The following is a 24,739-nucleotide window of genomic DNA, read 5'->3' on the forward strand; positions in this document are numbered from 1 at the left end:
GGAGCACAGCGATGAGCGAGCAGACCACCACCGCTTTTTCCCACGTGAAGCCGCAGGACACCGCCTATCAAGGCGAGGGCCTGCGCGACTTCTTCCTGTACCGCGATCTCGGCATCGCGGCCGCGACGAACGGCAAGGTCGTCGCGCAACTCGTCAGGGCAAACCATGCACCGGAGGCGGGCACCGGCTGGCACCGTCACGAGGCCGAGTTCCATATCGTGATCATGCTGAAGGGCTGGGCACGCTTCATGTATGGCGAACAGGAAACGCTGGTAGCCGCCGGCGACTGCGTGCACCAGGCGCCGGGGATCGTCCACTACCTGTTCGACTATTCGCCGGACATGGAGTACCTGGAGATTGTCGGGCCCGCCGATTTCAAGTCGATCGACGTCGACGGGCCGTGCGCGGTACCCGCGCCGACGCCGTGGGGCGAGGCGGGCGCATAGCTTGCCGGGTTTCCGGCGCGCCGGGCGCATGCTCGAGACCAACCGCCTTCGGGCGGTTTTTTATTGAGCTTTGGACTGCTGCGACCCGCCTCCCGCTTCGGAACGGTGCTTCGAATTCCAAACCGTTGCGGCGCTGAAGATCCGGAAAGAAAAGAAAGACATTCGTCAGCTTCGAGCGCCGATTCGCGACGCGATGTCAAAGATCGTCAATTGCGCGGCCGCGCGGTGCACGGCCGGTCGACGACCGGCGTTAAGGAGTGACCAGCCGGATCACCGGCTGATTTATCCGGGAGAGTTTCACCATGAACCGCATCGCGAAGATCCTGACGGCAACCGCACTGGCTTGCGCCGTGCTCGTGCCGGCACTGGCCGAAGCGCATTCGCACCGCGTGTGCCATTTCGATCATCACCACCATCGCGTGTGCCGCTGGGTGCGGTAACCGTGGCTTTGTCCGGGGATGCCCGGGACGTTTTCATCATTCAGGCAAATCAGGAGAGGACCATGAAAAAAACGATGTTGATCGCCGCGCTGGTCGCCGGCATGGGTGTGTCGATCGGTGCGTTCGCGCAGGTTCCGGCCAGCGCGCCGGCCGGCACGACCGGGCTGTGCAAGGACGGCTCGTTCTACTCGGGCGCATCGAAGAAGGGCGCCTGTGCGGGCCACAAGGGTGTGAAGACGTGGTACGGCGCATCGGCCGCCGCCGCGGCGAGCGCACCGGCCGCGGCGCCGGCCACGGCGGCGTCCGCCGCGCCGGCATCGGGCACGGCACCCGCGAAGAGCGCCGCCGCGACGACGGCAGCCGCGCCGGGCGGCGGTGCGGGCAAGGTGTGGGCGAACGACAGCACGAAGGTCTACCACTGCTCGACCGACAAGTACTACGGCAAGACGAAGCACGGCAGCTACATGTCGGAAGCCGACGCGAAGGCGAAGGGCTACCACGCGTCGCACGGCAAGGCCTGCTCGTAACGCGCGGTGCCGGCGCGCGAGTGCCTTCGCTCGCGCGTCGTCCGAACGCCGCAGCAAACGTCGCCCCGCCTCTTCGGCGGGGCGATTCGTTTGCGGCGACGCGCACGCTCAGTGCGCGTGATGCGATCGTGTTTCCGTCGTTGCGTCGCTCCCGGTTGCGCGCGCATCGAGCAGGGCGCGCAGCGTGACGTAGTGGGTGCCGCTTGGGTCGCCTTCCGCATTCGCGGTGCGATCGTACGGCTCGTTGTCATGGATCGTCGCCCGCACGATCGGATAGATCTGCGTTTCCCACCGGCTGCCGTTGAACACGCCGTAGTGCCCCACACCCGTCTGGACGTGGTGCGTCTTCAGATACGACGGTAACCCCGAACACAGTTCCTGCGCGGCCACCGTCTGGCCCACCGCGCAGATATCGTCCTTCTCGCCTTCGACCGTCAACAGCGCGGTGCGATGAATCGCCGCCGGTTCGACGAGCCGGTCGCCGACCGTCAGCTCCCCGCGCGCGAGCGCGTATTGCTGGAACACCTTCTCGACCGTTTCCAGATAGAACTCCGCGGTGAGGTCGGCCGTCGCGAAATATTCGTCGTAGAAATGCCGCAGCGTGTCGGCTTTCGCCGGGTCGCCTTTCGCGCGCTGGTAGTACAGATCGGCGAACGACGCCGCGTGCCGGTCCGGGTTCATCGACATGAACGCGCCGACCTGCACGAAGCCCGGATACACGCACCGCTGCGCGCCGACGAAGCCCGCCGGCACGACGCTGATCAGGTTGCGCGCGAACCATTCGATCGGCTGGCTCGTCGCGAGCGCGTTGACCTTCGTCGGATTCACGCGGCAGTCGATCGGGCCGGCCATCAGCGTCAGGCTCGCGGGCTGCGCCGGATCGCCGCCGGCTGCCATCAGCGAAACCGCCGCGAGCGCGGCGACCGTCGGCTGGCAGATCGCGAGCACGTGCGCGTCCGGGCCGATCTGGCGGATGAAGTCGATCACGTGCGCCACGTATTCGTCGAAGCCGAAGCGCCCGGCCGTCAGCGGGATGTCGCGCGGGTTGTGCCAGTCGGTGATGTACACGTCGTGATCGGCCAGCATCGTCTGCACGGTGCCGCGCAACAGCGTCGCGAAGTGTCCGGACATCGGCGCGACGATCAGCACGCGCGGCTGGCGTGCGACGGGCCGCGCCTTGCGGAAGTGCAGCAGCGTCGCGAAGGGCGTGACGGCCGCCGCTTCCTCGACGATCGGCACCGTGTCGCCGTCGACGGCGATCGATTCGATTCCGAACGGCGGACGCCGGTGCGAGAATGCGCAGCATTCGAGCAGTTCGCACAGCGCGTCGAGCATGCGGCCGGTCGGCGTCGACGTCGAGGGCGGCCACAGCGACATCGTCGCACGGGTGGCGGCCGCCCATGCGCGCGCCGGGCGCACGCATTCGGCAGACCATTGGTAAAACGGATAGGCAAGCAGGTTCATGGCCGTCGCTCGTTGCGCCGCGTTGCAAGGAACGAGGCAAGCCGTGTGCCAGCATGCGGCTGGCACGCGCGTTGCACGCGGTTCGGAAACGCGGCGGCGCGGGCGGCGCAAGACGACGGGCAGGTGCGGTCGATGCGTGGCCGCACCGCTCCGGCGTGCGATGCGTGTCGCGACACCGTGCGGCGCTGCGCCAGTTCGGCGAATGGGCCGCACAGGCGTGGTGCGGATCACGGCGTGATGCATCCGTTTCGGTGCAGGGGCACGAACGGCAACCAGCAGGGAGCAACATGGAATCCACCGGACTGACGACGCTGACCATCAGCAGCCGCAATTACTCGTCGTGGTCGATGCGCGGCTGGCTGCTCGCGAAGCTGAGCGGCCTCGCGTTCGAGACGGTCAGCGTGCCGATCGATGCGGCGTCGCGCGCGGAACTGCTGTTGCTGTCGCCGTCGATCCTCGTGCCGTGCCTGACGCATGACGGCAGCAAGGTATGGGATACGCTCGCGATCGCCGAGTACCTGAACGAGATCCGGCCGCAGGCGCGGCTGCTGCCCGACGACCGGCATGCGCGCGCGCATTGCCGCTCGATCTGCGGCGAGATGCATTCCGGCTTCAGCGCGTTGCGCTCCGCGCTGCCGATGAACCTGCGCGCGCATTTTCCCGGCTTCCGGATCTGGTCACGCGCGCAGCACGATATCGAGCGGATCGTCACGATCTGGCGCGAGTGCCTCGCCGCGTACGGGGGCCCCTGGCTGTTCGGCGCGCAGATCGGGATCGCCGATGCGATGTACGCGCCGGTCGTCACGCGCTTCCTGACCTACGACGTCAAGCTCGAGCCGGACATCGCCGAATACTGCATGCGCGTGCTCGCGCAGCCGTTCGTCGCGGAATGGATCGATGCGGCGAAGGCCGAGCATGAAGACATCGACGAACTCGACATGGAGTTCTGACGCACACGGCCGCCGTACGCTTTCAATTTCACTACACGCGCAAGCGGCGAAACGAACATTCGACGCGCTTGCGCCACTCGCAAACGTTTTACCTTGATTTCGGTCGGAAACGAGGACGAATTCCCTAAAGGATGTTGAGCCCAATGACGTAAACGAGTCACGGGGACGACTCGCGATCGCGCGCTTTCGACGGGCGACGCGCAGTCCGCAACAACCAGCGCAGCAGGGGAATCGACTTGAATCGTCAGCAATCGTGGACGCGTACGGCGGCGCCCGGAGAAATCATTTATTCCGAGGGCTTCGCCGGCGAGCCCGTCATCTTCCTCATTACCGACGGCAAGGTCGAGCTGTCCACGCGCTGCGACGACAAGCGCGTGATCGTCGCGACGCTCGGCCGCGGCGAGTTCTTCGGCGAATCGGCGCTGCTCGCGGCCGAGCCGCGCGCGCATACCGCGAAGGCGCTGTCGTTCTGTCAGCTCACGGTCGTGCCGGCCGGCATGCTTGACGATGAAATCGAGCGCGTGTCCGCGCTGCTGCGCCATATCGTGCGAACGATGATCCGCCGCGTGAAGCGCAAGGACGACCAGCTTGCGACTTACACGCATGCCGACTTCATGCCGGGCGTGCTGTCGTATGCGCACGTGCTGTCGCTGATGGCGGGCGCCGACACGCGCGACGCGGGCGATACATGGGCGCGCCGGCCGATGCAGGCGCATGCCGCCGAAGCTTCCGTGCCGCTCGCCGAGGTGATCCGCAAATGCCGCGCGATTTCCGGCCACTCGCGCCCGCACGTGCTCGCGATGCTGCGCCGCATGGAAAAACTCAATCTCGTCACGATCGAAGCCGCGCAATCCGACGGTGCCGGCGGTGCCGTCGACTACGCGGCTTCGTCGGACGCGCGCCAGGTCGTCACGTTCGACGCCGCGCGCATCATCGATCGCGCGCAGCAGGTCGCCGATCACGATCTCGACCTGTCGATCAACAGCGAACTCGAACTCATCGAACTGGCCGATCTCGAATCGCTGATCGGCGTCGACAAGACGCTGCTGCTCAACAAGCTGTCGAACGGCGAGATCGCCGACGAAGTGTTCGCGTTCCGCAAATCGAAGGTGCTCAGTTACGTCGAGCAGAAGGGCGTTGCGTACTTCTCGCGGCGCAACGCGCGGCGCGGCGGCGACGTGCGCGCGCTGGAGGATCTCGTGTGGGTCGACCAGCGCACGTTGTTCGACGTGATCAGCGCGTTCGACACGTACGATCTCGCGAAGCTGATCGCGAACCTCGACGATCGCGCGGTGGCCGACAAGCTGTTTTCCGTGATGACCGAGGCGCGGCGCAACGAGGTGTCATGGGTGATGCGCCGCGAGATCAAGCTCGACCCGATCGAGGTCGAGGAAATCGAGCAGCGCGTGCTGGATGCCGTGCGTGCGGCGAAGGCGCCTGCGGCGGGCGTGGCGCCGGTGGCGTCCACGTCGTCGTCGGATGCATGAGACGGGGAGGCGTATGGATCTGTTGACCCTGGCCGGTGTGGTGCTCGGCGGCGCGGCGATCGTGTTCGGTTTCGCGCTGGAAGGCGGTCATTTCTCGATGCTGTTCCAGTTCGAGGCGCTCGTGATCGTGCTCGGCGGCACGCTCGGCGCGGTGATGATCCAGAACACGTGGGCGCGCTTCTTCGACGCGGTGAAGCAACTGCGGCTCGCGTTCGTGCGCGCGCGCGAGGTCGATCGCAAGAACCTGTCCGACCTGCTCGAATGGGGCGACCGCGCGAAGCTCGACGGGCTGCTCGCGTTCGAGTCGATGGACGTGAGCGGCATTCATCCATTCGCGCGCCGCGGGCTCGAACTGCTGGCGAACGGCGTGTCGACCGCCGTGCTCGAGGATGCGTTGCAGCGCGAACTCGATGCGTACGAGCGCAGCCGCCTCGCCGCCGTGCGCGTGTGGCAGCAGGCCGGCGGCTATGCGCCGACGTTCGGCATTCTCGGCTCGGTGCTCGGGCTCGTGCAGGTGACGAGCCATATTCTCGAACCGGCGCAGCTTGGGCCGGGCATCGCGGTGGCGTTCGTCGCGACGCTGTACGGGCTCGCGTTTGCAAACCTCGTGTTCCTGCCGCTGTACGGCAAGCTGCGTGCGCAGATCGACAGCGAGATGCGGTTCCGCAAGCTGTATCTCGACGGTTTGCTCGCGATTTCGCGCAGGGAGTCGCCGCACACGATCGAAACGCGCCTGACCGGCGACGTGCGTGGGCGGGCGGCCGAATCGCTTGCTTGATGGACGTGTGCGCGTTCAGGTGCCAGCGCCATATGACGAACCGGGATTCTCGACCGCATGACTGCTCGAACTGACGGCGCTTCCGCTGCCGATCGCGACGATGACGAACTCGAAGGCGCGCAGTCCGGACGCTGGCTGATTTCGTACGCGGATCTCATCACGACGCTGATGGTGCTGTTTCTTGCGCTGTATGTGCTGCAGCTCGCGAAATACAACGCGCTCGATGCACGCTTCCAGACGCTAGCGCGGCAGGCCGGAAGCGCTGCCAGTGCTGCCAACGTAGTGAAACCCGACTCCGCGCCGCCGCCGTGGCTCGCGCTGCTCGATTCGTTGAAGTCGAATGGCCGGATCTCGCTGGTGAAGGCGCCGCACGGCGTCGAGATCGGCATCGATGCGAAGATCCTGTTCAATGTCGGCGATGCGCGCCTGCTGCCCGATTCGTCGCCGGTGCTGAACCAGATCGCGCAGGCACTGAGCGCGCACGCAACCGGCGACATCCTCGTCGAAGGCCACACGGACAATGTGCCGATTGCCAACGCCAAATACGAATCGAACTGGGAGCTATCGTCGGCGCGTGCGGGGAGTGTGGTGCGCTACCTGACGGAGCGCGGTGTGGCGCCGCATCGGCTGGCGGCGATCGGGCGGGCCGATACGCAGCCGCTCGTTGTGGGGGACGACGCCGCATCAAGGGCAAGGAATCGGCGCGTCACGATTTTCGTTGCGTACTGATCCGATCCTTGCGTATGGGTCGACGCTTATGTCCGCCCGTCATCAACATAACGAATCTCGCATGGTCGATATCTGAAATCAGCGATGCGATTCCGCGCGTGCATGCCGATAACCCAAACTGGCTCAGACCGAGCGGTTACCGAGGGTTCCCCATGCACTTCTGGCGCAAGCTTTCCATTCAGAACAAGCTGATTCTCAGCATGACGAGTTGCCTGCTCGTGTTTGTCGCGATTTCGAGCGGGCTCAGCGTTCGTCTGATCGGCAACGCGGTGCGCGATCGCGTCGTCCGTGAAGAGTTGCCGACCGCCGTGAACGGCATTCGTGCCGACGTGCAGCGCCAGATGGCCGGCCCGATCGCCGCGTCGCGCATTCTCGCGCGCGATGCGTTCCTGCTGCAATGGGAAGCCGACGGCGAACCCGACGCCGGCACGCGCAACTGGATCCAGCTCGCGAAGAACGTGAAGGACGAGCAGAAGGCCGCGTCCGTGCAGTGGGTGTCGGTGAAGAGCGGCAACTACTACAACGAAGCCGGCCTGCAGCGGAAGGTGACCGACAAGGATCAGTGGCTGACGCGTTTCCTGTCGTCGGGCAAGGCATTCGACGTGAACATGGATCGCGAGGTGACCGTCGGCGGCTACATGATGTTCATCAACAGCCGCGTGGAACTCGACGGCGCGCCGATCGGCGCGGCGAGCATGAGCTTGTCCGTGGATGCGCTTGCTAAGGGCATTTCGGCCTACCGGATCGGCCAGACCGGGTTCGCGTATCTCGTGCGTCCCGACGGCGCGTTCATGATGCATCGCGATACGTCGCTGATCGACGGCAAGCATTTCCTGAAGGATCAGCCGGGGCTGCCGGGCGATGCGTCGTCGACGCTGCTCGCCGGCAAGCCGTACGCGTACCTCAGTTACGACGGCGATGGCGGCGCGCGCTTCATCGCGACGTCGTTCATTCCGGAGCTGAATGCGTATGTGGTCGTCGAAGTACCGCAGGCTGAATTGCTCGGGCCGGTGACGCGCGCCATTCGCAGCGCGGCGCTGGTTGCGGCGGTGGTGGGCCTCGCGGTTGCGCTGCTGGTGATCTGGCTGGTGGGCCGTGCGATTGCCGCGCCGATTCGTCGGGCGGCGACGCTGCTGTCGGAGATCGCCAGTGGTCAGGGCGATTTGACGCGCCGGATGACGGTCGAGAGCCAGGACGAGATCGGGCAGTTGTCGGATGCGTTCAACCGGTTCGTGTCGTCGCTGTCGACGCTCGTTCACCGGATTCGCGCGGCGTCGGCGTCGATTGCGACCGGATCGGCGCAGATTGCTTCGGGGAATGCGGATCTGAGCGAGCGTACCGAAGGGCAGTCGAGCAACCTGGAGCGGACGGCTTCGTCGATGGAAGAGATCACGGCCGTGGTGCGCAATAACACCGAGACGGCGGCGACGGCCGCGAAGATGGTCAACGGCGCATCGGATACGGCGGCGCGTGGCGGGCAGGTGGTGGGCGAGGTCGTGACGACGATGGAGCAGATCAGCAACGCGTCGCAGCGTATCTCCGAGATCATCGTGATGATCGACAGTATTTCGTTTCAGACGAATATTCTGGCGCTGAATGCCGCTGTGGAGGCGGCGCGGGCGGGGGAGCAGGGGCGCGGGTTTGCTGTTGTTGCTTCGGAGGTGCGGAATCTGGCGCAGCGCAGTGCGCAGGCGGCGAAGGAGATCAAGGCGCTGATCGAGCATAGCGCGGGGACGGTGAATACCGGGTCGCGGCTGGTGAGCGAGGCGGGGAAGGTGATGAGCGACGTTGTCTCGCAGGTTCAAGGCGTGAGCGCGATGATGAGCGAGATTGCCGAGGCTAGTCTGGAGCAGAGTGCTGGGATCGATCAGATCGGGGATGCGGTGCAGTCGCTCGATCAGATGACGCAGCAGAATGCGGCTTTGGTCGAGGAAAGTGCGGCCGCGGCGGAGAGTTTGAAGCAGCAGGCGGCGGAATTGACCAGGCTGGTTTCGGCTTTTAAGGTGGATGAGTAGGGGTTGATTTTGGGGTTTGGAGTAGGGTTTCTGAGAGACGACCGCCGTGGGGCACGGTGGTCGTTTTTGCTAGATGGATCGGATCTGGTGGTGTTTGTGGAAATGAAACGCATTTCCAAATTGAGGGGTTGGCGCGAGGGCGGTGGTGCTTGTCGCCGTCATTGCCGCGATGGTGGCGAAAGTCGCCGACGGATTCTTATCTTGAGTGACATTGTTCAATAGGAAGCGCTGTTTCGGTACGGGGCTGTCGGACCGTTGTCCGCTTCGGCCAATTTCAGACGTTAGACGCGACCACTTAATTGGTCGACAATTGGATCTACCTCCTACTTGCGCAACATGCTCGGGTATCGACATGAAATCGCTGTCCCCTTCCGATTGTTCGACGTGGCTGAAAAACGAAGAATGTATTGAAGCGCCGTACGGGAAGGCCGGACTAGGCCACACATCGTATTTGCAATTCGCAGTGCCGGAAACCGATGGGGCAGCTTCCGTGATTGTCGACGGCATTCGCAGCTATCTTGAGCCGCCGAGAACCTGTTTGCTCCAGGTCACGGATTGGTCGAGGTATGCGGAGCTTGAGAATTCACTATTGGAGGAGATGGAATCGACATGCTCCGGCAAGCTAAACCCGTGGGACGGCTTTGGCCAACTCTTCGAGGCCAGCGAAGCAGATGACGTGCTTGGGTGTTGCGCCACAGTGCTTCGTTGCGGCATAAGCGCATACATCTACATACCGCTAAGAGCCACATTTCTTCTTTGGGAGGGGGAGCTTGTCGATCTTTGGGCTAGCGCATCTGTGGCACGGAATCAGTTTCTGCAGCGCTTAAGAAGCGAAGGGGTACGCATTACAAGCAGCTAAATGGTGACTGCGCAGATGTTTAGAAGCGAATGAACGACGGCTATCGGTCGATACCACTGACCGCAGCGGGTCGATCTGCGCCGGTCGCGCCTCGCAGGGCGGCGGCCGGCGGCGTTCGGCCACAAGCGGTCGGACGACCCGTCATCGTCGTCTGATCATCTCACATGGCGTGGACTGGAGTTGGCTTACGTACCGATGATCGACTGCGTTGCCGAGCGTAACTGTCACGACCGCGTGGTCCGTGAGGCCACACCGCGCCTGCCGAAGTCGCGGCATGAATTCACATCAACGCCCGCCGGCACGCCGCTTCACAACCGCCCCCCGCTGCAACACATACTCGACCCGCGCGCCTTCATCAGCCACGACCCCAATATCCTCAAGCGGATTCCCATCCAGCACGACGAGGTCGGCGATTGCCCCCACCGCAACGACTCCAAGCTGCCCTGTCATATTCACAATCTCCGCCGCCACCGTCGTCGCCGACCTGAGCGCTTCCAGATTCCCAAGCACCTCCGCGCGAATCCGAAACTCCCCAGACTGAAACGCATGCATCTCGCCAAGCAGGTCCGACCCGAACCCCATCTTCACGCCGGCCTTCGCATAAATCTCAAGCGACTCGCGTCCCTTCTGCTGGACGGAAGCCACCTTCGCGATGGAATCCGCCGGCATCCCGAACTCCGCCCCATGTTTGGCCAGCGCGTCATAAGTGACGAGCGTCGGCACCACGAACGCCCCATGCTCATGCATGATCTTCGCGGCCGCTTCATCGACGAGATTCCCATGTTCGATCGTCCGCACGCCGCATCGCACGGCCCGCGCAATCGCTCGCCCCGTATAGGCATGCGCCATCACATACGTATTCGCGGCCTCGGCCTCGTCGACGATCGCCCGAATCTCGTCCTCCGAATACTGTGTGTTCGCAATCGGATCGGTCGGCGAAGCCACGCCGCCTGACGCCATGATCTTGATCTGCGTCGCGCCTTTCTGAATCTCCTCACGCACGGCAAGCCGTACACCTTCAACCCCATCGACGACCCGCGCAATCGCCCCCGTCCTGAAACAGCAGGAGCAGGGCTCCAGCAAATCCCCCCGAGGCCGAAAATCACCATGCCCGCCGGTCTGCGACAACGCCTTCCCCGACGGAAAAATCCGCGGCCCCGGAATCAGCCCCGTCTCGACCGCCTGCATCAAACTCCAGTCCGCGCCCCCGGCATCCCGCACGCTGGTAAACCCACGCGACAACATCGCATCGAGAATCGGCAGCGACCGGATCGCCGCAAGAATATTCGGCTGCGTCGCATTCGCGCCAAGATTCGCATTCGAAGCCAGCACATGCACATGGCAATCGATGAACCCCGGCATCACGGTTTTGCCGCGCACGTCGATCACCTGCGCATTCGGCAAATCCACCGGCCGATCGGTGACTTCGACGATCCGTTCGCCTTCGATCACGACATGATGATGTTCGAGCAACACGCCTCGTTCGAGGTCGAGCACGTCGCCGCCTTGCAGCACGGTAATGGTCATATGGAAAAATCCTTATCGAGTCGTGGAGGCCGCACGCTTCGCATCCTTCACGAAGCGCGTGCCGACGAAACTGACGGCCGCCGCGAGCATCACGTAGAACGCCGGCGCCATGTTGCTGCCCGTGCGGGCGATGAGCCACGTGATCAGGAACGGCGCGAACCCGCCGAAGATCGTCACCGCGAAGTTGTACGCAACGGAGAGCCCGGTCGACAGCACCTTGGTCGGAAACAGCTCAGCGAACGCCGCGAGGATCGGCCCCGTATAGGTCGCGATCAGCACGCCGAACACGGCCTGGAACACGATCAGCGACGCGAACCCGGGCGCATGGTTGATCCACGCGAACATCGGCCACGCGAGCACGAGGATCGCGAGCGCCGAGCCGGACAGGAACACGCGCCGTCCCCACACGTCGGCGAGCCGGCCGACGATCGGCGAGCAGCACATGATCATCAGCCCGCCGATCATGCCGGCCACGAAGCCGGTCGATTGCGGCAGATGCAGCGTGCGCACGGAATAGGTCGGCATGTAGAACAGCAGCACGTAGGTGCAGACGGTCCACAGGATGACCATCGAGAAACTCGCGAACGTCTCGCGCGGGTAGGTGGACAGCACCTCCTTCAGCGGCGAGCTTTCCTTCACCTGCGATTCGACGGCGCTGAACGCGGGCGTCTCGTCGATGTGGCTGCGGATGAAGTAACCGACCGGCCCGACGATGATTCCGAGCAGGAACGGCAACCGCCAGCCCCAGCTGTGCAGTGCCTGCGTGTCGAGCGATGTCGTGACGAACGTGCCGGTCGCCGCGCCGAGCAGCACCGCGAAGCCGATGCTCGACTGGATCCAGCTGGAGTAATACGCGCGCTTCTCCGGCGGCGCGTATTCGGTAAGGAACGCGGTGGCGCCGCCCATCTCGCCGCCGGCCGAGAAACCTTGCAGCAGCCGCGCGACGACGATCAGGAGCGGCGCGGCGATGCCGGCCTGCTCGTAGGTCGGCGCGATCCCGATGAGCGCCGTGCCGGCCGCCATCAGCAGGATCGTGAGCGACAGCGCGGCCTTGCGTCCGACCTTGTCCGCATACACGCCGAGGACGATCCCGCCCACCGGCCGCATGAAGAAGCCGACGCCGAACGTCGCGACGGTCAGCAGCACGGACGTCAGTTCGTTGCCGGTCGGGAAGAACAGCTTCGCGATGATCACCGCGAAGAAGCTGTAGACGGTGAAGTCGAACCATTCGAGGCCGTTGCCGATCACGGTCGCGACGATGGCGCGGCGGCGTTGCTGCACGGCCGCATCGACGGCAGGCGCGGCGCGCGGGGAAAGCGTTCCTTGCATGGTCTTTTCCTTTGTCAGAAGCCGGGACGACTGCCCCGCGTGAATCCCATGCTACGGACAGCCGGATTTTTTTCTGAAACGAAAGATTCGCATGCACGCATGCGCTGTACGCATGCATCGCGCCCGGAGCGTCAGGGCGCGGTCTGCTGCTCCGCCTGTTCGAACAGCCAGCGCGTGAACAGGCGGGCGGCCTGGTTCTGCACGCGGTCGTTCGGCGAGATCACGTAATAGCCGCCGCCATGGCTCGCGGACGCTTCCGTCACGCGCACGAGCAGGCCCGCTTCGATGCATGCGTCGATCATGTAGCGCCAGCCGAGCGACACGCCCTGGCCGAGAATCGTCATCTGCACGATCTGCGGATAGGAGTTGATCGTGATGTCCTGCGGTTGCGCCTTCTGCCGGTCGACGTCGTTCATGTCGAACCATTCGGACCACGACATCCATTGGCGCTGGCCGTCCTCGAGGCGCAGCAGCGTTTCGTTCGCGAGATCGGCCGCGTCCAGCGTGCGGCCGGCCAGATAGCCCGGCGCGCAGACGGGAAACACTTCCTCGTCGAACAGCCGGCGCGCGGTGTATTCGGCCGGCGTCTGCTGACGCACGTAGTAGACGCCGACGTCGAATTCCGCCGGCGACATCGATGCGAGCGCATCGCGCACGATCAGGCGCAGCTTGATGTTCGGATACGCGGCGCGAAAGTGCGGCAGCCGCGGCGTCAGCCACAGCACCGCGACGCCGGACGAGCACGCGATCGTCAGTTCGAGATCGCCGTACGGCTTCATCACGTCGTGCGTGGCTTCCGCGCATTGCGTGAGCAGGTGGTGGACCTGTGCCGCGTATTGCTCGCCGGCGATCGTCAGCCGCAGCGAGCGGTGCTCGCGCACGAACAGCGAGCGGCCGAGGAATTCCTCGAGTTGTTGAATCTGGCGGCTGATCGCGCTTTGGGTCAAGTGCAGTTCGGCGGCGGCTTTGGTGAAGCTCGCATGCCGCACGGCGGCTTCGAACGCGACGAGGCATTGCAGTGGGGGGAGAGGCGTGATGCGCATGGCAGGCGGGAATCGGAGGCGGCTACCGACATGATACGGTTGGATCGAGCGGAAATCATCCGGCGGGAAGGGTGTTGCCGATCGGCGTATTCGCGTGGGGACCGTGTGCCACGCGCGCCAGGCCAGCCAAGGCGCACAGCCGGTTGGGGCCACATCGATTCGCCCGAAAAGCGGATCGCGAGATGAAACAGTTACAAGTTATCTGTTGACGCGCACCTGCCCGGCGGTTAGTGTGTGCATCGAAGTCCAAGAAGTCCGATTGCTGTTCATCAATTGCTCGCTCTCCACAGCGGTATTCGTTGTCCTCTCCCTCCTTGACGCTTCACGCGCTCTTCAACAGAGCAAATCTCTCTATTTTTTTCTCAAGGAATCTTCATGGATACCGGTATCGTCAAGTGGTTCAACGACAGCAAAGGCTTTGGCTTCATCACGCCGGACAACGGCGGCGACGACCTGTTCGCTCATTTCTCGGAAATTCGTGCCGACGGCTTCAAGACGCTGGCTGAAAACCAGAAAGTGAGCTTCGAGACGAAGCAAGGCCCGAAGGGTCTGCAAGCGGCCAACATCCAGCCGCTGTAAAGTTTGAAGGGCCCGGCCTCCCACGATGGGCGCCGGGTCGCAGCGACATCCTCACGGAGCCTGGTCTCCTAAAGTTGGCGCGCGTGTTCGTGGCTGCTTCTGTTCATTCAGCGGCCAACCCGGCGTCACACGTCTCGTTGCACTTCATTCCCCCTCCGGCCGCAGCGCCTTATTTTCGCTTTCCGACTGCTTGAGATTCAGCGCGCAATGGCGTTGAATCGGCGCATCCGTGCACATATCGCACGGCACGCGCGCAGTCGAACATTATTAAAATTAGAAATGCAAAACATACAAAATCATCGATATAACGGCTATGCCGTCCAGCCCTCGGCGCATCGTCTGCCCGACGGCAGTTTTTCAGCCAACCTGCTGCTCGAGCGCGTCGATAGCGCGTCCGCGGAAGGCCGCTACCGGTTCTATTCGCTCGACTACTTCGAGAGTGAAGCGCAGGCACTGCGGCACTCGGCACACTGGGCACGCAACTGGGTCGATACGCGCGGCTAACCACAACGCCGTGGTGCCCACCCGGCGCATGTAGTTACCCGGGCGCGCAACAGCGCGCGCCCGAACCTCGCGTGTGATCGATTCTCTACCTTCCGATTGCATCCGCGCGCCCGGTTCGGGCTGCCGGATTTTCCTTTTTCGACGTCGTCGGTGAGTGGCGCTGCCAACCTTCGGATTCGTGCGAAGATTGCACGCACATCACACTCGCCCGAGAACGACGTGACCCTGTCCAATCCTGAGCGCAGCCCGGAGGCCGCCCATCCGCCATGGATGGCCGTCGCGCTGGCCGAACTCGGTATCCGCCGCCATCCACCCGGCAGCATCAACCCGCGCATCGTCGAGTACAACAACCACACGAACCTGGTCGGCTACGACGACAAGATTTCCTGGTGTTCGTCCTTCGTCAACTGGTGCATGACGCACGCGGGATTCCGCGGCACCGGCTCCGCACTGGCGCGCTCATGGCTCGAATGGGGCCGGCCGCTGGAGCGTCCGGTCTATGGCTGCATCGCGATCCTGACGCGCGACGATCCGGCGAGCTGGAAAGGGCATGTCGGGTTCTATCTGCGTCACGACGACGAATACGTGCATCTGTTCGGCGGCAATCAGCTGGAAGAGGTGCGCGAGCTTGCGTATCCGCTGAACGAAGTGATCGGTTATCGTTGGCCCGATGCGGGATGACCGCGTCGCGGTGGCATGTGCGAATTCGCAATCGCGTGATGGCGGTTGACTCGATCGGGTTGTCGTCGATCAAGTGTCCAGAATCGTGCTGCTGATGCACGGCGCGCCGGCCAATGTAGCGGCCGGCACCGTATCGCGATCGCGCCTAGTTCTTCGCCACCGCCTCCACCTCCCCGGCCGCGTCATTCCTGCTCCACCCACCCCCCAGCGACCGATACAACGCCACCGCCGCCAGCGCATGCTCACGCTTGACCTGGTTGAGCGAATCCGAATCCCGCAGATACACCTCCTGCGCCGACAGCACATCCAGAAAATCCGTCGCACCGCCCTTGTAGAGCTGATTCGCCAATCCGAGCGCCTTGTCCGACGCGGAAAGCGCGCTACCGAGCTTCCGTGTCGCCTCGTCGGAGCTGACGAGATTCGCGCGCGCATCCTCGACTTCCCGCAATGCCTGCAGCATCGTCTGCCGCAACCCGAGTTCCGACTCGCGCATCCGGCTTTCGCTCTGCGAGATATCCGCGGTAATCCGCCCCGCATTGAAAATCGGGCTCGTCGCACTCAGCGCCGCGCTGAACAGGTTGTCGGTCAACGTCGGCAACCCGAGATAGGACGCGGCCAGGATCCCGTCCGTCAGGTTCAACGAAAACTTCGGATACCGCTCGGCCTTCGCCACACCGACTTGCGCCGCACGCCGTTCGACCTGCGCATAGGCGGTCAGCACGTCCGGCCGCCGCAACAACGCCTGCGAAGGCAGCGTCCCCGGCGCCCCGATCGGCGGCGCCGGGATCTCCCCGGCCTGCGCCAGCACGAGCCGGTCGACCGCTTCCGGCGTGCGCCCCGAATACACGGCAATCAGGTTGAGCTGATGCGAGATCTGCGCCTGCGTCGGCGGAATCCGCGCTTCGAGCGCATCGAGCTGGTTCTGCGCGCGGGTCACGTCGAGTTCGGTCGACAACCCGAACGCCTGCCGCTTGCGCGTGAGTTCGAGCGCATGCTGGCGAATCCTCGCGTTGTCCTGCAGGATCTTCAGTTCCTGCTGCGCCCAGCGCAGATCGACATACGCGGATGCCGCATCGGCCGCCAGCGCGAGCCGCATCGCGTCTTCCGCATGCTTCTGCCCGACAAGTTCCGCTTGCGCGGCGAGCAGGTCGAGGCGTTCGCCGCCGAACACGTCGGGCGACCAGCTCAGCGCGAGCCCGGCACCTGCCTGCCGCACGTAGCCGAGCGGCGGCGGCGTGTTCTGCCGCGCGTCGGACGCGTGCGCGGTCGCGTCGAGTTCGGGCAGCAGCACCGCACGTTTCTGCACGGTCAGCGCCTGTGCCTGCTTCACGCGTTCGGCCGCGGCCTGCAGATCGAGGTTGCCGTCGAGCACGGTCGCGATCAGTTGATCGAGCACGGGATCGTGGAATTGCGCCCACCAGCCGGCGGCGTCGATGTCCGCGCGCGGCACGTCGGTATCCCATGCGGTGGGCGCGAGCGTCTGGACGGATTCGGACAGCGCCGGATGCTGCGCGGGCTGCACCGCGCACCCGGCGGCGAATGCGCTGACGGCCAGCGCGACGAGTAGCTTTTTCATGATGATGACCTTGGCCTCAGTGTGCGTCCGGCGGCGGCGCGTTCAACGTAATGGGTTTGGAAAACACGACGGCGAGCAGCGCGACGACGAAACACAGCGACAGCGCGTAATACGCATCCGCATAAGTGAGCGTCAGCGCTTCGCGATAGATCAGCCGATGCAGGTTCGCGAGCCCGGCCTGCGCGGTATTCAGCGTATTGCCTGCGACGGAGCCCCAGTACGCGGCCTGTCGATCGAGCAGCGACGCGATCTGCGGTTCGCCGGCGCTCACGTGCTCGTTCAGGCGCAGATAGTGAAAATTCAGCCGGTCGTTGAGCATCGTCGCGCTCACCGCGATGCCGATCGCGCCGCCGAGGTTGCGCATCAGGTTGAACAGGCCGCTCGCCGATTTGAGCCGCGACTGCGGCAGCGAGCCGAGCGCCATCGTCACGATCGGCGGCACGCTGAACTGCTGGCCGATGCCGCGCAGCGCTTGCGGCAGCAGCAATTCGCGCCAGCCCCAGTCGTGCGTGATCGGCGTGTACAGGTAGCAGCCGAGGCCGAAACAGATCAGCCCGAACACGAGCAGCGCGCGCAGGCTGAAGAAGCGCGCGGCGAACGCATAGGCGCAGAGCGCGACCAGCTGGAACGCCCCGACCGACAGCAGCGCGATGCCGATCTGCAGCGAGCTGAATGCGCGCACCTGCGCAAGAAACAGCGGCGTCAGGAACACGGTCACGAAGATCCCGATACCGGTTACGAACGACAGCAGGCTGCCGATGCCGAAGTTGCGCACGGCGAGCGCGCGCAGGTCGACGATCGGATCCTTCGCGGTCAGCGCATGCACGAGGAACAGGAAGCCGCAGATGCCGGAGATCCATGCGCAGATGATGATCACGTCGTCCCCGAACCAGTTCTTGCGCGGGCCTTCCTCGAGCACGTATTCGAGGCAGCCGAGAAAGCCGGACATCAGCACGATGCCGAGATAGTCGCCGCGCTTGATGAGGCTCAGGTCGGGCTCGTCGATATGCACGTAGCGCGGCACGAGCACGGCCACCGCGATGCCCGGCACGAGGTTCAGGTAGAACAGCCAGTGCCACGACCATTGGTCGGTGATCCAGCCGCCGATCACCGGGCCGATCGCCGGGGCGAGCGATGCAAGCGCGCCGATGGTCGTCGACGCGATCAGCCGCTGCTTGCCGGGGAACAGCACGAACGCGGTGGTGAACACGGTCGGGATCATCGCGGCGCCGAGCGCGCCTTGCAGCCCGCGAAACAGGATCATCGAGTTGATGTCCCACGCGAGCCCGCACAGCATGCTGGTGATCGTGAAGCCGACGGCCGACGCAACGAACAGCCAGCGCGTCGACATCACCTTCGACAGCCAGCCCGACATCGGGATCACGATGATCTCGGCGATCAGGTAGGCCGTCTGCACCCACGACAGTTCGTCCTGGCTCGCGGAAAGCCCGCCGCCGATGTCGCGCAGCGACGACGCGACGATCTGGATGTCGAGCGTCGCCATGAAGAAGCCGACGCACATCAGCGCGAACGCGAATACGCGCTGCTTCGTCGGTTGCGACGCGGGGTCGCCGGAAAACGCGGTGGTCATCGTCGGCTCCCGCTCAGTTCGCGTGGTCGGTGTGCACGGTCACGACCGCGGAGAGGCCGGGGCGCAGCACGTGATCGATACCGGGTTGCGGATCGAGATGCACGCGCACGGGCACGCGCTGGACGATCTTCGTGAAGTTGCCGGTCGCGTTCTCGGGCGGCAGCACGCTGAAGGTCGCGCCGGTCGCGGGCGCGAGGCTGTCGACGCGGCCATGCAGTTTCGTGCTCGACGCATCGAGCGACACGTCGACGCGATCGCCCGCGCGCATCTTGCGCAGCTGGTCTTCCTTGAAGTTCGCATCGACCCACAGTCCGGAAGCCGGTACGACGGTCAGCAGCGGCACGCCGACGTTCGCGAGCATGCCGACACGGCCCGTGCGGTTGCCGACGTAGCCGTCGACGGGCGAGCGGATCGTCGTGTATTCGACGTTGAGCGCCGCGACGCGCTGCGCGGCCAGCGCGGTGTTCACGCGGGCCCGTGCATCGGCGAGCTGCGCGCCGAGCACGTCGAGCTGCCGCTTCGAGGCGAGCAGCGCGGCGTCGCTGCGTTCGACGGCCGCGCCGGCTTTCGAGTAATCGGCGTCGGCGCGCTCGACGATCTGGTTCGATACGGCGTCGGATTTGACGAGTTCGCGGTAGCGCACGCGGTCCGATGCGGCACGCGTCAGTTCGGCCGACGACGCGTTCTTGTCCGCCGCGTGCTGGCCGATCACCGCGAATTGCAGTTGCTGCTTCGCTTCGAGTTCGGTGACGGCGGAGCGCGCGCTGTCGACTTCGGCGCTCGCTTGCGCGAGCTTCGCGTCGTAGTCGCGTGCGTCGAGCTGCACGAGCACGTCGCCGGCCTTCACGCGCTGGTTGTCGGTCACGAGGATCTTGTCGACGAAACCGCTGACCTTCGGCGCGAGCACGGTCACGTCGCCGCCGACGTACGCATCGTCGGTGCTCTCCTGGAAGCGCAGCACGAACAGCCAGTCGAGCGCGGCCGCGGCCACGACGACGACGACGGCGCCTACCGCGATCCGCATCCACGGCACGCGGCGTTGCTGCTTCGCGGGCTGCTCGGTTGTGGCTGCTTCGCGTGACGCGGCAGCGGTTTGGGTCGTTTCCATCGATTCACCTATGTATATGCACTTATCAAAACGAAAGACGGCGTGCCGTCCGTCGGGGAAGTCGTCGATCAGCGTTCCGGCAGGTTGTGCGTGATCCGGAACAATTCGTCTCTGAGGCGGGCCGCCTGTGCCGACCCGAAACACCGCTCGAATGCTTCCTGCGCGGCGAGCCAGTGCACGTGCGCATCGGCGACCTTGGTTTCGCCGTGCGCGGTGAGCGCGAACGTCTGGCCGCGGCACGGCGGCTCGATCCGGCCCGTCACCAGCGCCGCGCCGACGAGCGGCTTGAGCGCACGCAGCAGCGCGGTGCGTTCGATCACCAGCACGCTCGACAAGGTTGCCATCGTGAGGCCGGGCTGGTCGCGCAGCAGCGCGAGAATGCTGTACTGCGACGGCGTGACACCTGCGCGCGACAGATAGCGCTCGTAGAACTGCGAGATTCGCCGGGCGGCCTGGCGGACCGCAAAGCAATCGTCGTCGGTGAGCGTGGTCTTGTGCATGTGCACATGTTAGGGCGGGGGATCGCGTGAAGCGATGGGCGGGGCGGGATCAGATTGGTGTCGTGGCTGTACCAATCGACTGCAACATGGCGCGTTCGCGCGCCCGGTCAGGCCGCGGCGGGAACGATCCAGCCTTCGCGGTCGCAATAGGCGGCCGTGTAGTCGATGAACGCCTTCACCTTCGCGGGCAGCAGCACGCGGTTCGCGTACGCGAGCTTGATCTCGACGGATGCGTCGACGAGGTCGGCGTCGGGCAGCAGTTGCACGAGCGCGCCCGACGCGAGTTCGGCCTGGACGAGCGTTTTCGGGACGACGCCGATGCCGAAGTCGTTCATCACCATTTCGCGGTTGAAGACGGGGCTGTTCGACGAGATGTCGAAGCGGAATGGCACGGTCAGCAGGTCGCCGTCGACGCGAAACGACAGGGCGGGGCGGCGCAGCGAAGGCGAGATCGGCACGAACGGATGATCGGCCAGGTCGGCCGGCGTCTCGGGGCGCGCATGCGCTCGCAGATACGCGGGCGTCGCGACGATCACGACCGGAATGCGCTCGATCAGCCGCACGACGGTCGATTCGCTCGTCAGCATGTACGGCACGACGATGCCGATGTCGTAGCCTTCGCCGACGAGGTCGACCGGGCGCTCGGTCAGCGTGACGTCGAGGCGCACCTTCGGATGCGCGCTCTTGAAGCCGGCGATCAGCGGCACGAGGCGGTTCAGCGCGGCCGTCGTGTGCGCGACGAGACGCAGCAGCCCTTCGGGTTCGCGGTTCTGTGTCTGCGCTTCGACCTCGAGCGCGTCGAGTTCGTCGAGCACGGCCGCGCAGCGTTCGTAGATGCGCTCGGCCGTTTCCGTCAGCGACACCTGGCGCGTGGTCCGGTGCAGCAGCCGGCTGCCGAAGCGCGCCTCCAGATCCGCGACCGCGCGCGACACGACCGGCCGCGCGAGACCGTGGATGTCGGCGGCGCGCGTGAAGCTGCGCATCTCCACCACCGACCGGAAAATCCGCAGCTTGTCGATGTAGTCCATGTCCGTCTCCTTGACGCGAGGGCCGGCAGCCGGCCGCGTTACGGCGGAGTGTACATTGACTTTATGCATATGCACATATAAATTGCGGAGCATGAACGACACCTCGATTGCCCAGGCGTGCCACTGCCTCGCGCTGCGTCAGGCGGCGCGCTTCGTCACGCAACTGTACGAACGCCATCTGGCCCCGGTTGGCGTCACCCCCGCGCAGTTCTCGATCATGGCGAACCTCACGCGCCGGCCCGGCCTGCTGATGAGCGAACTCGCCGAGACGCTCGTGATGGATCGGACGACCTTGCTGCGCGGGCTGAAACCGCTGCAGCGCGACGGTTTCGTCATGACGACCGCGTCCGAGCACGATGCGCGCGCGCATGTGCTGCACCTGACGAAGCTCGGCGAGCGCACGTTCGCACGCGCGCGGATCGCGTGGCAGGCCGCGCAGGACGAATACGAGGCGCAGGTCGGCCGCGATCGCGCGAATGCATTGCGCGACGAGCTGTTCGGCCTGACGGCGGAACGCTAGGCGAACTGGAGCGGATTTCGAGCCAACGATGGCGCTGGCGGTCGTTTTCTGCGAAAAGTGGTTTTTAAACTGTCCGGATTAATCCCGATCTGGACAGTTTTTGTTTCCAGTTGTACAGTCCTCTGACGGATCACACGAACCGGCACACACACTGCCGGGTGCGAGTCACGAGGAGCAACCGATGCTGCAGTTGAGCGACCGCGACGACGCGATGTTGCGCGGGGATTTCGGCGACGGTGTCGCGCGCGCGATGCGGATCGTCGTGCGTACCGCGCACGTGATGTCCGCGCCGCACCTGATCGACATCACGTCCGCCCACATCGACGGCTGTCTTTACCACGGCCGGACGAGCCTCGATTTCGTCGAGTATTTCGTCGACACCGGCACGAAGGTCGCGGTGCCCACCACGCTGAACGTCGGGTCGCTCGACCTGATCCATCCCGAGCTGTACCACGGCGACCGCGCGATCCAGCGCGACGCGCAGCGCCTGATGGATGCGCATCTGCAGCTCGGTTGCGAATCGAGCTTCACGTGCGCGCCGTATCAGCTGAAGCATCGTCCCGCGAAGGGCGAGCAGATTGCGTGGGCCGAATCGAATGCGATCGTGTTCGCGAACTCGGTGCTCGGCGCGCGCACGAGCCGGTACGGCGATTTTCTCGACCTGGCCGCCGCGATCACCGGGCGCGCACCGTATGCGGGGCTCCATGTCGAAGCGAACCGCGCCGCGCGGCTCGTGTTCAACGCGCCGGATTTCACCGGCCTGCCGTCGCGCGACATCTACTTTGCCGCGCTGGGTCTGCTGATCGGCCGGATCGCGGGCGCGGTCGTGCCGGCGATCGTCGGGTTGCCGGCGGACACCACCGAGGACGAACTCAAGGCACTCGGTGCGGCCGCCGCGTCGAGCGGTGCGGTCGCGCTGTTTCATGCGGTGGGCATCACGCCGGAAGCGCCGACGCTCGACGTCGCATTGCACGGGCAAGCGGCGCAACGCACGGTCGACGTCGCGATGGCCGATCTCGACGCGATTCGCCGCACGCTGAACCACGGCGCGGCCGGCGATCCCCTCGTCGCGGTCGCGCTCGGCACGCCGCATTTCTCGCTGGCCGAATTCCGCACGCTCGACACGTTGCTCGACGCGTTCGACGGCAAGCCGGCGTGCGATTTCTACGTGAACACGAGCCGCTTCATCCTGTGGGAGCTGGAGGAGGCTGGCCTCGCGCGCAAGTTCGCCGCGCGCGGCATCCAGATCGTCGTCGATACCTGCACGTACATCACGCCCGTGATGAAGCAGATGTCGGGGCTCGTGATGACCAATTCGGGGAAATGGGCGTCGTATGCGCCCGCGAACATCGGCGTGACGGTCGCGTACGGCAGCATGCGCGAATGCGTGCGCTCGGCGTACGAAGGAAAGGTGCGATTCGATGACTGAAGCCGTGGGCAAGGGTCTGACGGGCGACACGCTCGTGCCGGGCAGCGCGTGCGCGCGCCCGTTCGTGCTCGACAAGCCGCTCAGCTTCTGGGGCGGCTACGACTCGGGCGCGGGCAGGATCGTCGATCGCGGCCATCCGCAGGCCGGCGCGAGCCTCGCCGGCAAGGTGATGGTGATGCCGCACGCGAAGGGTTCGAGTTCGAGCAGCAGCGTGCTCGCGGAAGCCGTGCGCAACGGCACGGGGCCGGTCGGGATCGTGCTGAAGGAGCGTGACTTGATCATCTCGATCGGCGCGATCGTGGCGGCCGAACTGTATGCGATCGCGGTGCCGGTGGTGTGCGTGAGCGACGACGTGTACGACGCGATCGCCGCCGCGACCGGGGAGGTGCGGATCGAGGCGGGCGAGGGGGAAGGGGGCGCGCGGATCGTCGTCGGGGGCTGACGCGTCGTGCGCGTATCGTGTCAGAGAAAGCGGATGTTCGGCGTATCGTCATGCGTGAGCGACAGCGCGTGCCGGGCGGCATTCATCTCGCGTTTGCCGCCGGGCTGCGTGAGCCGCCGGATTTCCGGCCACGCGATCACGCCGAACATGGTGCGCAGGATCGTACTCAGCACGAAGAGGACAATCGCGGTGCTGCCGAACCACGCCACCATGTCGAGCATGCCGTCCGTGCTGCGTTGCAGTGCGGACATGATGCCGGTGACGAAGGCCATGGCGACCAGAATGGCGATCGTCACGAATACGTCGGTGCGGGCACCGGCGACTTCGGCGGTGCGAACGAGATACACCGAACCGTCCGTGACGTTGCGAATGCCGTAGATGGCGGCGCGATCCGGGCTTCGGACGTAAGCAACATTCAGCCGGTCGCCGGCGCCGATGAACAGGCTTCGCGCGCTGTCCGTCCTGACCGTGAGCGGTGCGTCGAACGTGTCGAGTTGCAGCACGATTTCCTCGATGCCTTGCGTGGTCCAGCCGAGGTTGTTGCTCCAGACTTTCGTACGGATCGTATTCTGGCTCACGGACGTCACGGCGCCGGTCGCGATCTGCATCACACGATCGGTCATCCGATGCTCCGTTCCGCCTTGAATCCGGCGGGTTCGTTTCGCCACTTTTCCTGGGCTTCGCGCCGCTGGGGCCGGAAGACCCGTTCGGACAGGCCGGCGATCGCGAGCAGGGTGCCCAGCAGGCTGATGATGCTCACGAGCACGGCCAGCGCGATGACGAGCGCCCAGCCCGCTTTGAACGCAGCCGCGCCGATCAGCAGGCTCAGCATGAACAGGCACGACGCCCATGCCAGCAGCGACAGGTTGCGGCGCTTTTGTCCGAGCGCATCGTAAGGCGCGATCGCCAGATCGCCGCTTCTGAGCCACGCGATCCGGTGGCGGCCGCGATCGTCGAAGACGCACGCGCGCACGGCCATCCCGGGCTTCAATCGATCGATCTGCCTGAAGGCCGCCGCGTCGATATCGCCGGCGCCGATGAAGTAGCAGACGTTCTGCATCGTGAGTCGGTAAAGCGGCACCTTCGCGATACTGGCCTCGACCCGGACGAGGTTCGTATCGATACGGTCGATCGTCGACTCGATCAGCGTGGTGTGATTGGACATGGGGCGGGAGAGTGCGCCGCTT

26 protein-coding genes are annotated in these 24,739 nt (G+C 65.0%); 15 read left to right on the top strand and 11 right to left on the bottom strand.

Features of this window, described 5'->3' with window-relative positions; translation table 11 throughout:
• Positions 1-11: 11 nt before the first annotated feature.
• From WJ12_RS23890 to WJ12_RS23895, 3 genes are all read left to right on the top strand, one after another.
• On the top strand, positions 12-446 hold the full coding sequence (locus WJ12_RS23890) for a cupin domain-containing protein (RefSeq protein WP_049035781.1): 435 nt from the start codon (positions 12-14) through the stop codon (positions 444-446).
• Positions 447-748: 302 nt separating this feature from the next.
• Positions 749-886 carry an HHHH-motif protein gene (locus WJ12_RS36490; RefSeq protein WP_006488624.1) on the top strand — a complete coding sequence of 46 codons (138 nt, stop codon included), beginning with the start codon at positions 749-751 and terminating at the stop codon, positions 884-886.
• A 62-nt stretch (positions 887-948) separates the two neighbouring features.
• Positions 949-1,413 (top strand): DUF3761 domain-containing protein, encoded by a 465-nt coding sequence (locus tag WJ12_RS23895; protein WP_034185626.1) that lies wholly within the window; start codon positions 949-951, stop codon positions 1,411-1,413.
• Positions 1,414-1,521: 108 nt separating this feature from the next.
• Here the strand turns inward: WJ12_RS23895 and WJ12_RS23900 are convergent, their stop codons facing one another.
• A complete protein-coding gene (locus tag WJ12_RS23900; RefSeq protein WP_049035779.1) occupies positions 1,522-2,877 on the bottom strand; it encodes a polyhydroxyalkanoate depolymerase in 1,356 nt (451 codons plus the stop codon).
• A 287-nt stretch (positions 2,878-3,164) separates the two neighbouring features.
• Here WJ12_RS23900 and WJ12_RS23905 point away from each other — a divergent pair, with 287 nt between their 5' ends.
• From WJ12_RS23905 to WJ12_RS36080, 6 genes are all read left to right on the top strand, one after another.
• On the top strand, positions 3,165-3,827 hold the full coding sequence (locus WJ12_RS23905) for a glutathione S-transferase family protein (protein ID WP_034185628.1): 663 nt from the start codon (positions 3,165-3,167) through the stop codon (positions 3,825-3,827).
• A 236-nt stretch (positions 3,828-4,063) separates the two neighbouring features.
• On the top strand, positions 4,064-5,314 hold the full coding sequence (locus WJ12_RS23910; RefSeq protein WP_069245866.1) for a Crp/Fnr family transcriptional regulator: 1,251 nt from the start codon (positions 4,064-4,066) through the stop codon (positions 5,312-5,314).
• Between the two features lie 13 nt (positions 5,315-5,327).
• Positions 5,328-6,092, top strand: a complete 765-nt coding sequence (locus WJ12_RS23915) for a flagellar motor protein (RefSeq protein WP_034185630.1) — start codon at positions 5,328-5,330, stop codon at positions 6,090-6,092.
• Positions 6,093-6,149: 57 nt separating this feature from the next.
• Positions 6,150-6,821: an OmpA/MotB family protein gene (locus WJ12_RS23920; protein WP_034185631.1), complete on the top strand. Its 672-nt coding sequence runs from the start codon at positions 6,150-6,152 to the stop codon at positions 6,819-6,821.
• Between the two features lie 152 nt (positions 6,822-6,973).
• Positions 6,974-8,836 (top strand): methyl-accepting chemotaxis protein, encoded by a 1,863-nt coding sequence (locus WJ12_RS23925; protein WP_034185632.1) that lies wholly within the window; start codon positions 6,974-6,976, stop codon positions 8,834-8,836.
• 352 nt (positions 8,837-9,188) lie between these two features.
• A complete protein-coding gene (locus tag WJ12_RS36080) occupies positions 9,189-9,695 on the top strand; it encodes a hypothetical protein (RefSeq protein ID WP_156810501.1) in 507 nt (168 codons plus the stop codon).
• Between the two features lie 285 nt (positions 9,696-9,980).
• On the opposite strand, the gene WJ12_RS23930 is transcribed toward WJ12_RS36080, so the two are convergent.
• The 3 genes from WJ12_RS23930 to WJ12_RS23940 all read right to left on the bottom strand — a co-directional run bounded on the left by WJ12_RS23930 (position 9,981) and on the right by WJ12_RS23940 (position 13,594).
• Positions 9,981-11,222, bottom strand: coding sequence for a metal-dependent hydrolase family protein (locus WJ12_RS23930; protein ID WP_069245867.1), 1,242 nt, complete (start codon positions 11,220-11,222; stop codon positions 9,981-9,983).
• Between the two features lie 12 nt (positions 11,223-11,234).
• On the bottom strand, positions 11,235-12,551 hold the full coding sequence (locus WJ12_RS23935) for an MFS transporter (protein ID WP_034185635.1): 1,317 nt from the start codon (positions 12,549-12,551) through the stop codon (positions 11,235-11,237).
• Positions 12,552-12,682: 131 nt separating this feature from the next.
• Entirely contained in the window at positions 12,683-13,594 is a 912-nt protein-coding gene (locus WJ12_RS23940; protein WP_069245868.1) for a LysR substrate-binding domain-containing protein, read from the bottom strand.
• Between the two features lie 375 nt (positions 13,595-13,969).
• On the opposite strand from WJ12_RS23940, the gene WJ12_RS23945 reads away from it, so the two are divergent.
• The 3 genes from WJ12_RS23945 (at position 13,970) to WJ12_RS23955 (ending at position 15,358) form a co-directional block, all read left to right on the top strand.
• On the top strand, positions 13,970-14,173 hold the full coding sequence (locus WJ12_RS23945; RefSeq protein WP_034185637.1) for a cold-shock protein: 204 nt from the start codon (positions 13,970-13,972) through the stop codon (positions 14,171-14,173).
• A gap of 279 nt (positions 14,174-14,452) precedes the next feature.
• Positions 14,453-14,677 (top strand): hypothetical protein, encoded by a 225-nt coding sequence (locus tag WJ12_RS23950; protein ID WP_034185638.1) that lies wholly within the window; start codon positions 14,453-14,455, stop codon positions 14,675-14,677.
• A 270-nt stretch (positions 14,678-14,947) separates the two neighbouring features.
• Entirely contained in the window at positions 14,948-15,358 is a 411-nt protein-coding gene (locus WJ12_RS23955; RefSeq protein WP_034185639.1) for a TIGR02594 family protein, read from the top strand.
• A 145-nt stretch (positions 15,359-15,503) separates the two neighbouring features.
• Here the strand turns inward: WJ12_RS23955 and WJ12_RS23960 are convergent, their stop codons facing one another.
• From WJ12_RS23960 to WJ12_RS23980, 5 genes are all read right to left on the bottom strand, one after another.
• The gene (locus tag WJ12_RS23960; RefSeq protein WP_059558509.1) at positions 15,504-16,934 is read right to left on the bottom strand and encodes an efflux transporter outer membrane subunit; all 1,431 of its coding nucleotides are present in this window, start codon (positions 16,932-16,934) and stop codon (positions 15,504-15,506) included.
• Between the two features lie 16 nt (positions 16,935-16,950).
• A complete protein-coding gene (locus tag WJ12_RS23965; RefSeq protein ID WP_034185641.1) occupies positions 16,951-18,525 on the bottom strand; it encodes a DHA2 family efflux MFS transporter permease subunit in 1,575 nt (524 codons plus the stop codon).
• 13 nt (positions 18,526-18,538) lie between these two features.
• Positions 18,539-19,633 (bottom strand): HlyD family secretion protein, encoded by a 1,095-nt coding sequence (locus WJ12_RS23970; RefSeq protein ID WP_034185642.1) that lies wholly within the window; start codon positions 19,631-19,633, stop codon positions 18,539-18,541.
• Positions 19,634-19,701: 68 nt separating this feature from the next.
• A complete protein-coding gene (locus tag WJ12_RS23975) occupies positions 19,702-20,133 on the bottom strand; it encodes a MarR family winged helix-turn-helix transcriptional regulator (protein WP_034185643.1) in 432 nt (143 codons plus the stop codon).
• Between the two features lie 107 nt (positions 20,134-20,240).
• On the bottom strand, positions 20,241-21,161 hold the full coding sequence (locus WJ12_RS23980) for a LysR family transcriptional regulator (RefSeq protein WP_069245869.1): 921 nt from the start codon (positions 21,159-21,161) through the stop codon (positions 20,241-20,243).
• A 91-nt stretch (positions 21,162-21,252) separates the two neighbouring features.
• Here WJ12_RS23980 and WJ12_RS23985 point away from each other — a divergent pair, with 91 nt between their 5' ends.
• The 3 genes from WJ12_RS23985 (at position 21,253) to WJ12_RS23995 (ending at position 23,552) form a co-directional block, all read left to right on the top strand.
• Positions 21,253-21,681 (top strand): MarR family winged helix-turn-helix transcriptional regulator, encoded by a 429-nt coding sequence (locus WJ12_RS23985; RefSeq protein WP_069245870.1) that lies wholly within the window; start codon positions 21,253-21,255, stop codon positions 21,679-21,681.
• 181 nt (positions 21,682-21,862) lie between these two features.
• Positions 21,863-23,110 carry an aconitase X gene (locus WJ12_RS23990; protein WP_069245871.1) on the top strand — a complete coding sequence of 416 codons (1,248 nt, stop codon included), beginning with the start codon at positions 21,863-21,865 and terminating at the stop codon, positions 23,108-23,110.
• Positions 23,103-23,552, top strand: a complete 450-nt coding sequence (locus WJ12_RS23995; RefSeq protein WP_049036158.1) for an aconitase X swivel domain-containing protein — start codon at positions 23,103-23,105, stop codon at positions 23,550-23,552. The genes WJ12_RS23990 and WJ12_RS23995 overlap by 8 nt, the downstream gene beginning before the upstream one ends.
• A gap of 20 nt (positions 23,553-23,572) precedes the next feature.
• On the opposite strand, the gene WJ12_RS24000 is transcribed toward WJ12_RS23995, so the two are convergent.
• Positions 23,573-24,055, bottom strand: a complete 483-nt coding sequence (locus WJ12_RS24000; protein WP_226103890.1) for a hypothetical protein — start codon at positions 24,053-24,055, stop codon at positions 23,573-23,575.
• Between the two features lie 116 nt (positions 24,056-24,171).
• Entirely contained in the window at positions 24,172-24,612 is a 441-nt protein-coding gene (locus WJ12_RS24005; RefSeq protein WP_236871765.1) for a hypothetical protein, read from the bottom strand.
• Between the last annotated feature and the right edge of the window lie 127 nt (positions 24,613-24,739).

The organism is Burkholderia seminalis (genome assembly GCF_001718535.1).
Taxonomy (GTDB): domain Bacteria; phylum Pseudomonadota; class Gammaproteobacteria; order Burkholderiales; family Burkholderiaceae; genus Burkholderia; species Burkholderia seminalis.

Bases quoted from the DNA above. Each gene is read 5' to 3' on its own strand.
- WJ12_RS23890 (WP_049035781.1), top strand. From the start codon at position 12: ATGAGCGAGCAGACCACCACCGCTTTTTCCCACGTGAAGCCGCAGGAC.
- WJ12_RS36490 (WP_006488624.1), top strand. From the start codon at position 749: ATGAACCGCATCGCGAAGATCCTGACGGCAACCGCACTGGCTTGCGCC.
- WJ12_RS23895 (WP_034185626.1), top strand. From the start codon at position 949: ATGAAAAAAACGATGTTGATCGCCGCGCTGGTCGCCGGCATGGGTGTG.
- WJ12_RS23900 (WP_049035779.1), bottom strand. From the start codon at position 2,877: ATGAACCTGCTTGCCTATCCGTTTTACCAATGGTCTGCCGAATGCGTG.
- WJ12_RS23905 (WP_034185628.1), top strand. From the start codon at position 3,165: ATGGAATCCACCGGACTGACGACGCTGACCATCAGCAGCCGCAATTAC.
- WJ12_RS23915 (WP_034185630.1), top strand. From the start codon at position 5,328: ATGGATCTGTTGACCCTGGCCGGTGTGGTGCTCGGCGGCGCGGCGATC.
- WJ12_RS23920 (WP_034185631.1), top strand. From the start codon at position 6,150: ATGACTGCTCGAACTGACGGCGCTTCCGCTGCCGATCGCGACGATGAC.
- WJ12_RS23925 (WP_034185632.1), top strand. From the start codon at position 6,974: ATGCACTTCTGGCGCAAGCTTTCCATTCAGAACAAGCTGATTCTCAGC.
- WJ12_RS36080 (WP_156810501.1), top strand. From the start codon at position 9,189: ATGAAATCGCTGTCCCCTTCCGATTGTTCGACGTGGCTGAAAAACGAA.
- WJ12_RS23930 (WP_069245867.1), bottom strand. From the start codon at position 11,222: ATGACCATTACCGTGCTGCAAGGCGGCGACGTGCTCGACCTCGAACGA.
- WJ12_RS23935 (WP_034185635.1), bottom strand. From the start codon at position 12,551: ATGCAAGGAACGCTTTCCCCGCGCGCCGCGCCTGCCGTCGATGCGGCC.
- WJ12_RS23940 (WP_069245868.1), bottom strand. From the start codon at position 13,594: ATGCGCATCACGCCTCTCCCCCCACTGCAATGCCTCGTCGCGTTCGAA.
- WJ12_RS23945 (WP_034185637.1), top strand. From the start codon at position 13,970: ATGGATACCGGTATCGTCAAGTGGTTCAACGACAGCAAAGGCTTTGGC.
- WJ12_RS23950 (WP_034185638.1), top strand. From the start codon at position 14,453: ATGCAAAACATACAAAATCATCGATATAACGGCTATGCCGTCCAGCCC.
- WJ12_RS23955 (WP_034185639.1), top strand. From the start codon at position 14,948: ATGGCCGTCGCGCTGGCCGAACTCGGTATCCGCCGCCATCCACCCGGC.
- WJ12_RS23960 (WP_059558509.1), bottom strand. From the start codon at position 16,934: ATGAAAAAGCTACTCGTCGCGCTGGCCGTCAGCGCATTCGCCGCCGGG.
- WJ12_RS23965 (WP_034185641.1), bottom strand. From the start codon at position 18,525: ATGACCACCGCGTTTTCCGGCGACCCCGCGTCGCAACCGACGAAGCAG.
- WJ12_RS23970 (WP_034185642.1), bottom strand. From the start codon at position 19,633: ATGGAAACGACCCAAACCGCTGCCGCGTCACGCGAAGCAGCCACAACC.
- WJ12_RS23975 (WP_034185643.1), bottom strand. From the start codon at position 20,133: ATGCACAAGACCACGCTCACCGACGACGATTGCTTTGCGGTCCGCCAG.
- WJ12_RS23980 (WP_069245869.1), bottom strand. From the start codon at position 21,161: ATGGACTACATCGACAAGCTGCGGATTTTCCGGTCGGTGGTGGAGATG.
- WJ12_RS23985 (WP_069245870.1), top strand. From the start codon at position 21,253: ATGAACGACACCTCGATTGCCCAGGCGTGCCACTGCCTCGCGCTGCGT.
- WJ12_RS23990 (WP_069245871.1), top strand. From the start codon at position 21,863: ATGCTGCAGTTGAGCGACCGCGACGACGCGATGTTGCGCGGGGATTTC.
- WJ12_RS23995 (WP_049036158.1), top strand. From the start codon at position 23,103: ATGACTGAAGCCGTGGGCAAGGGTCTGACGGGCGACACGCTCGTGCCG.
- WJ12_RS24005 (WP_236871765.1), bottom strand. From the start codon at position 24,612: ATGCAGAACGTCTGCTACTTCATCGGCGCCGGCGATATCGACGCGGCG.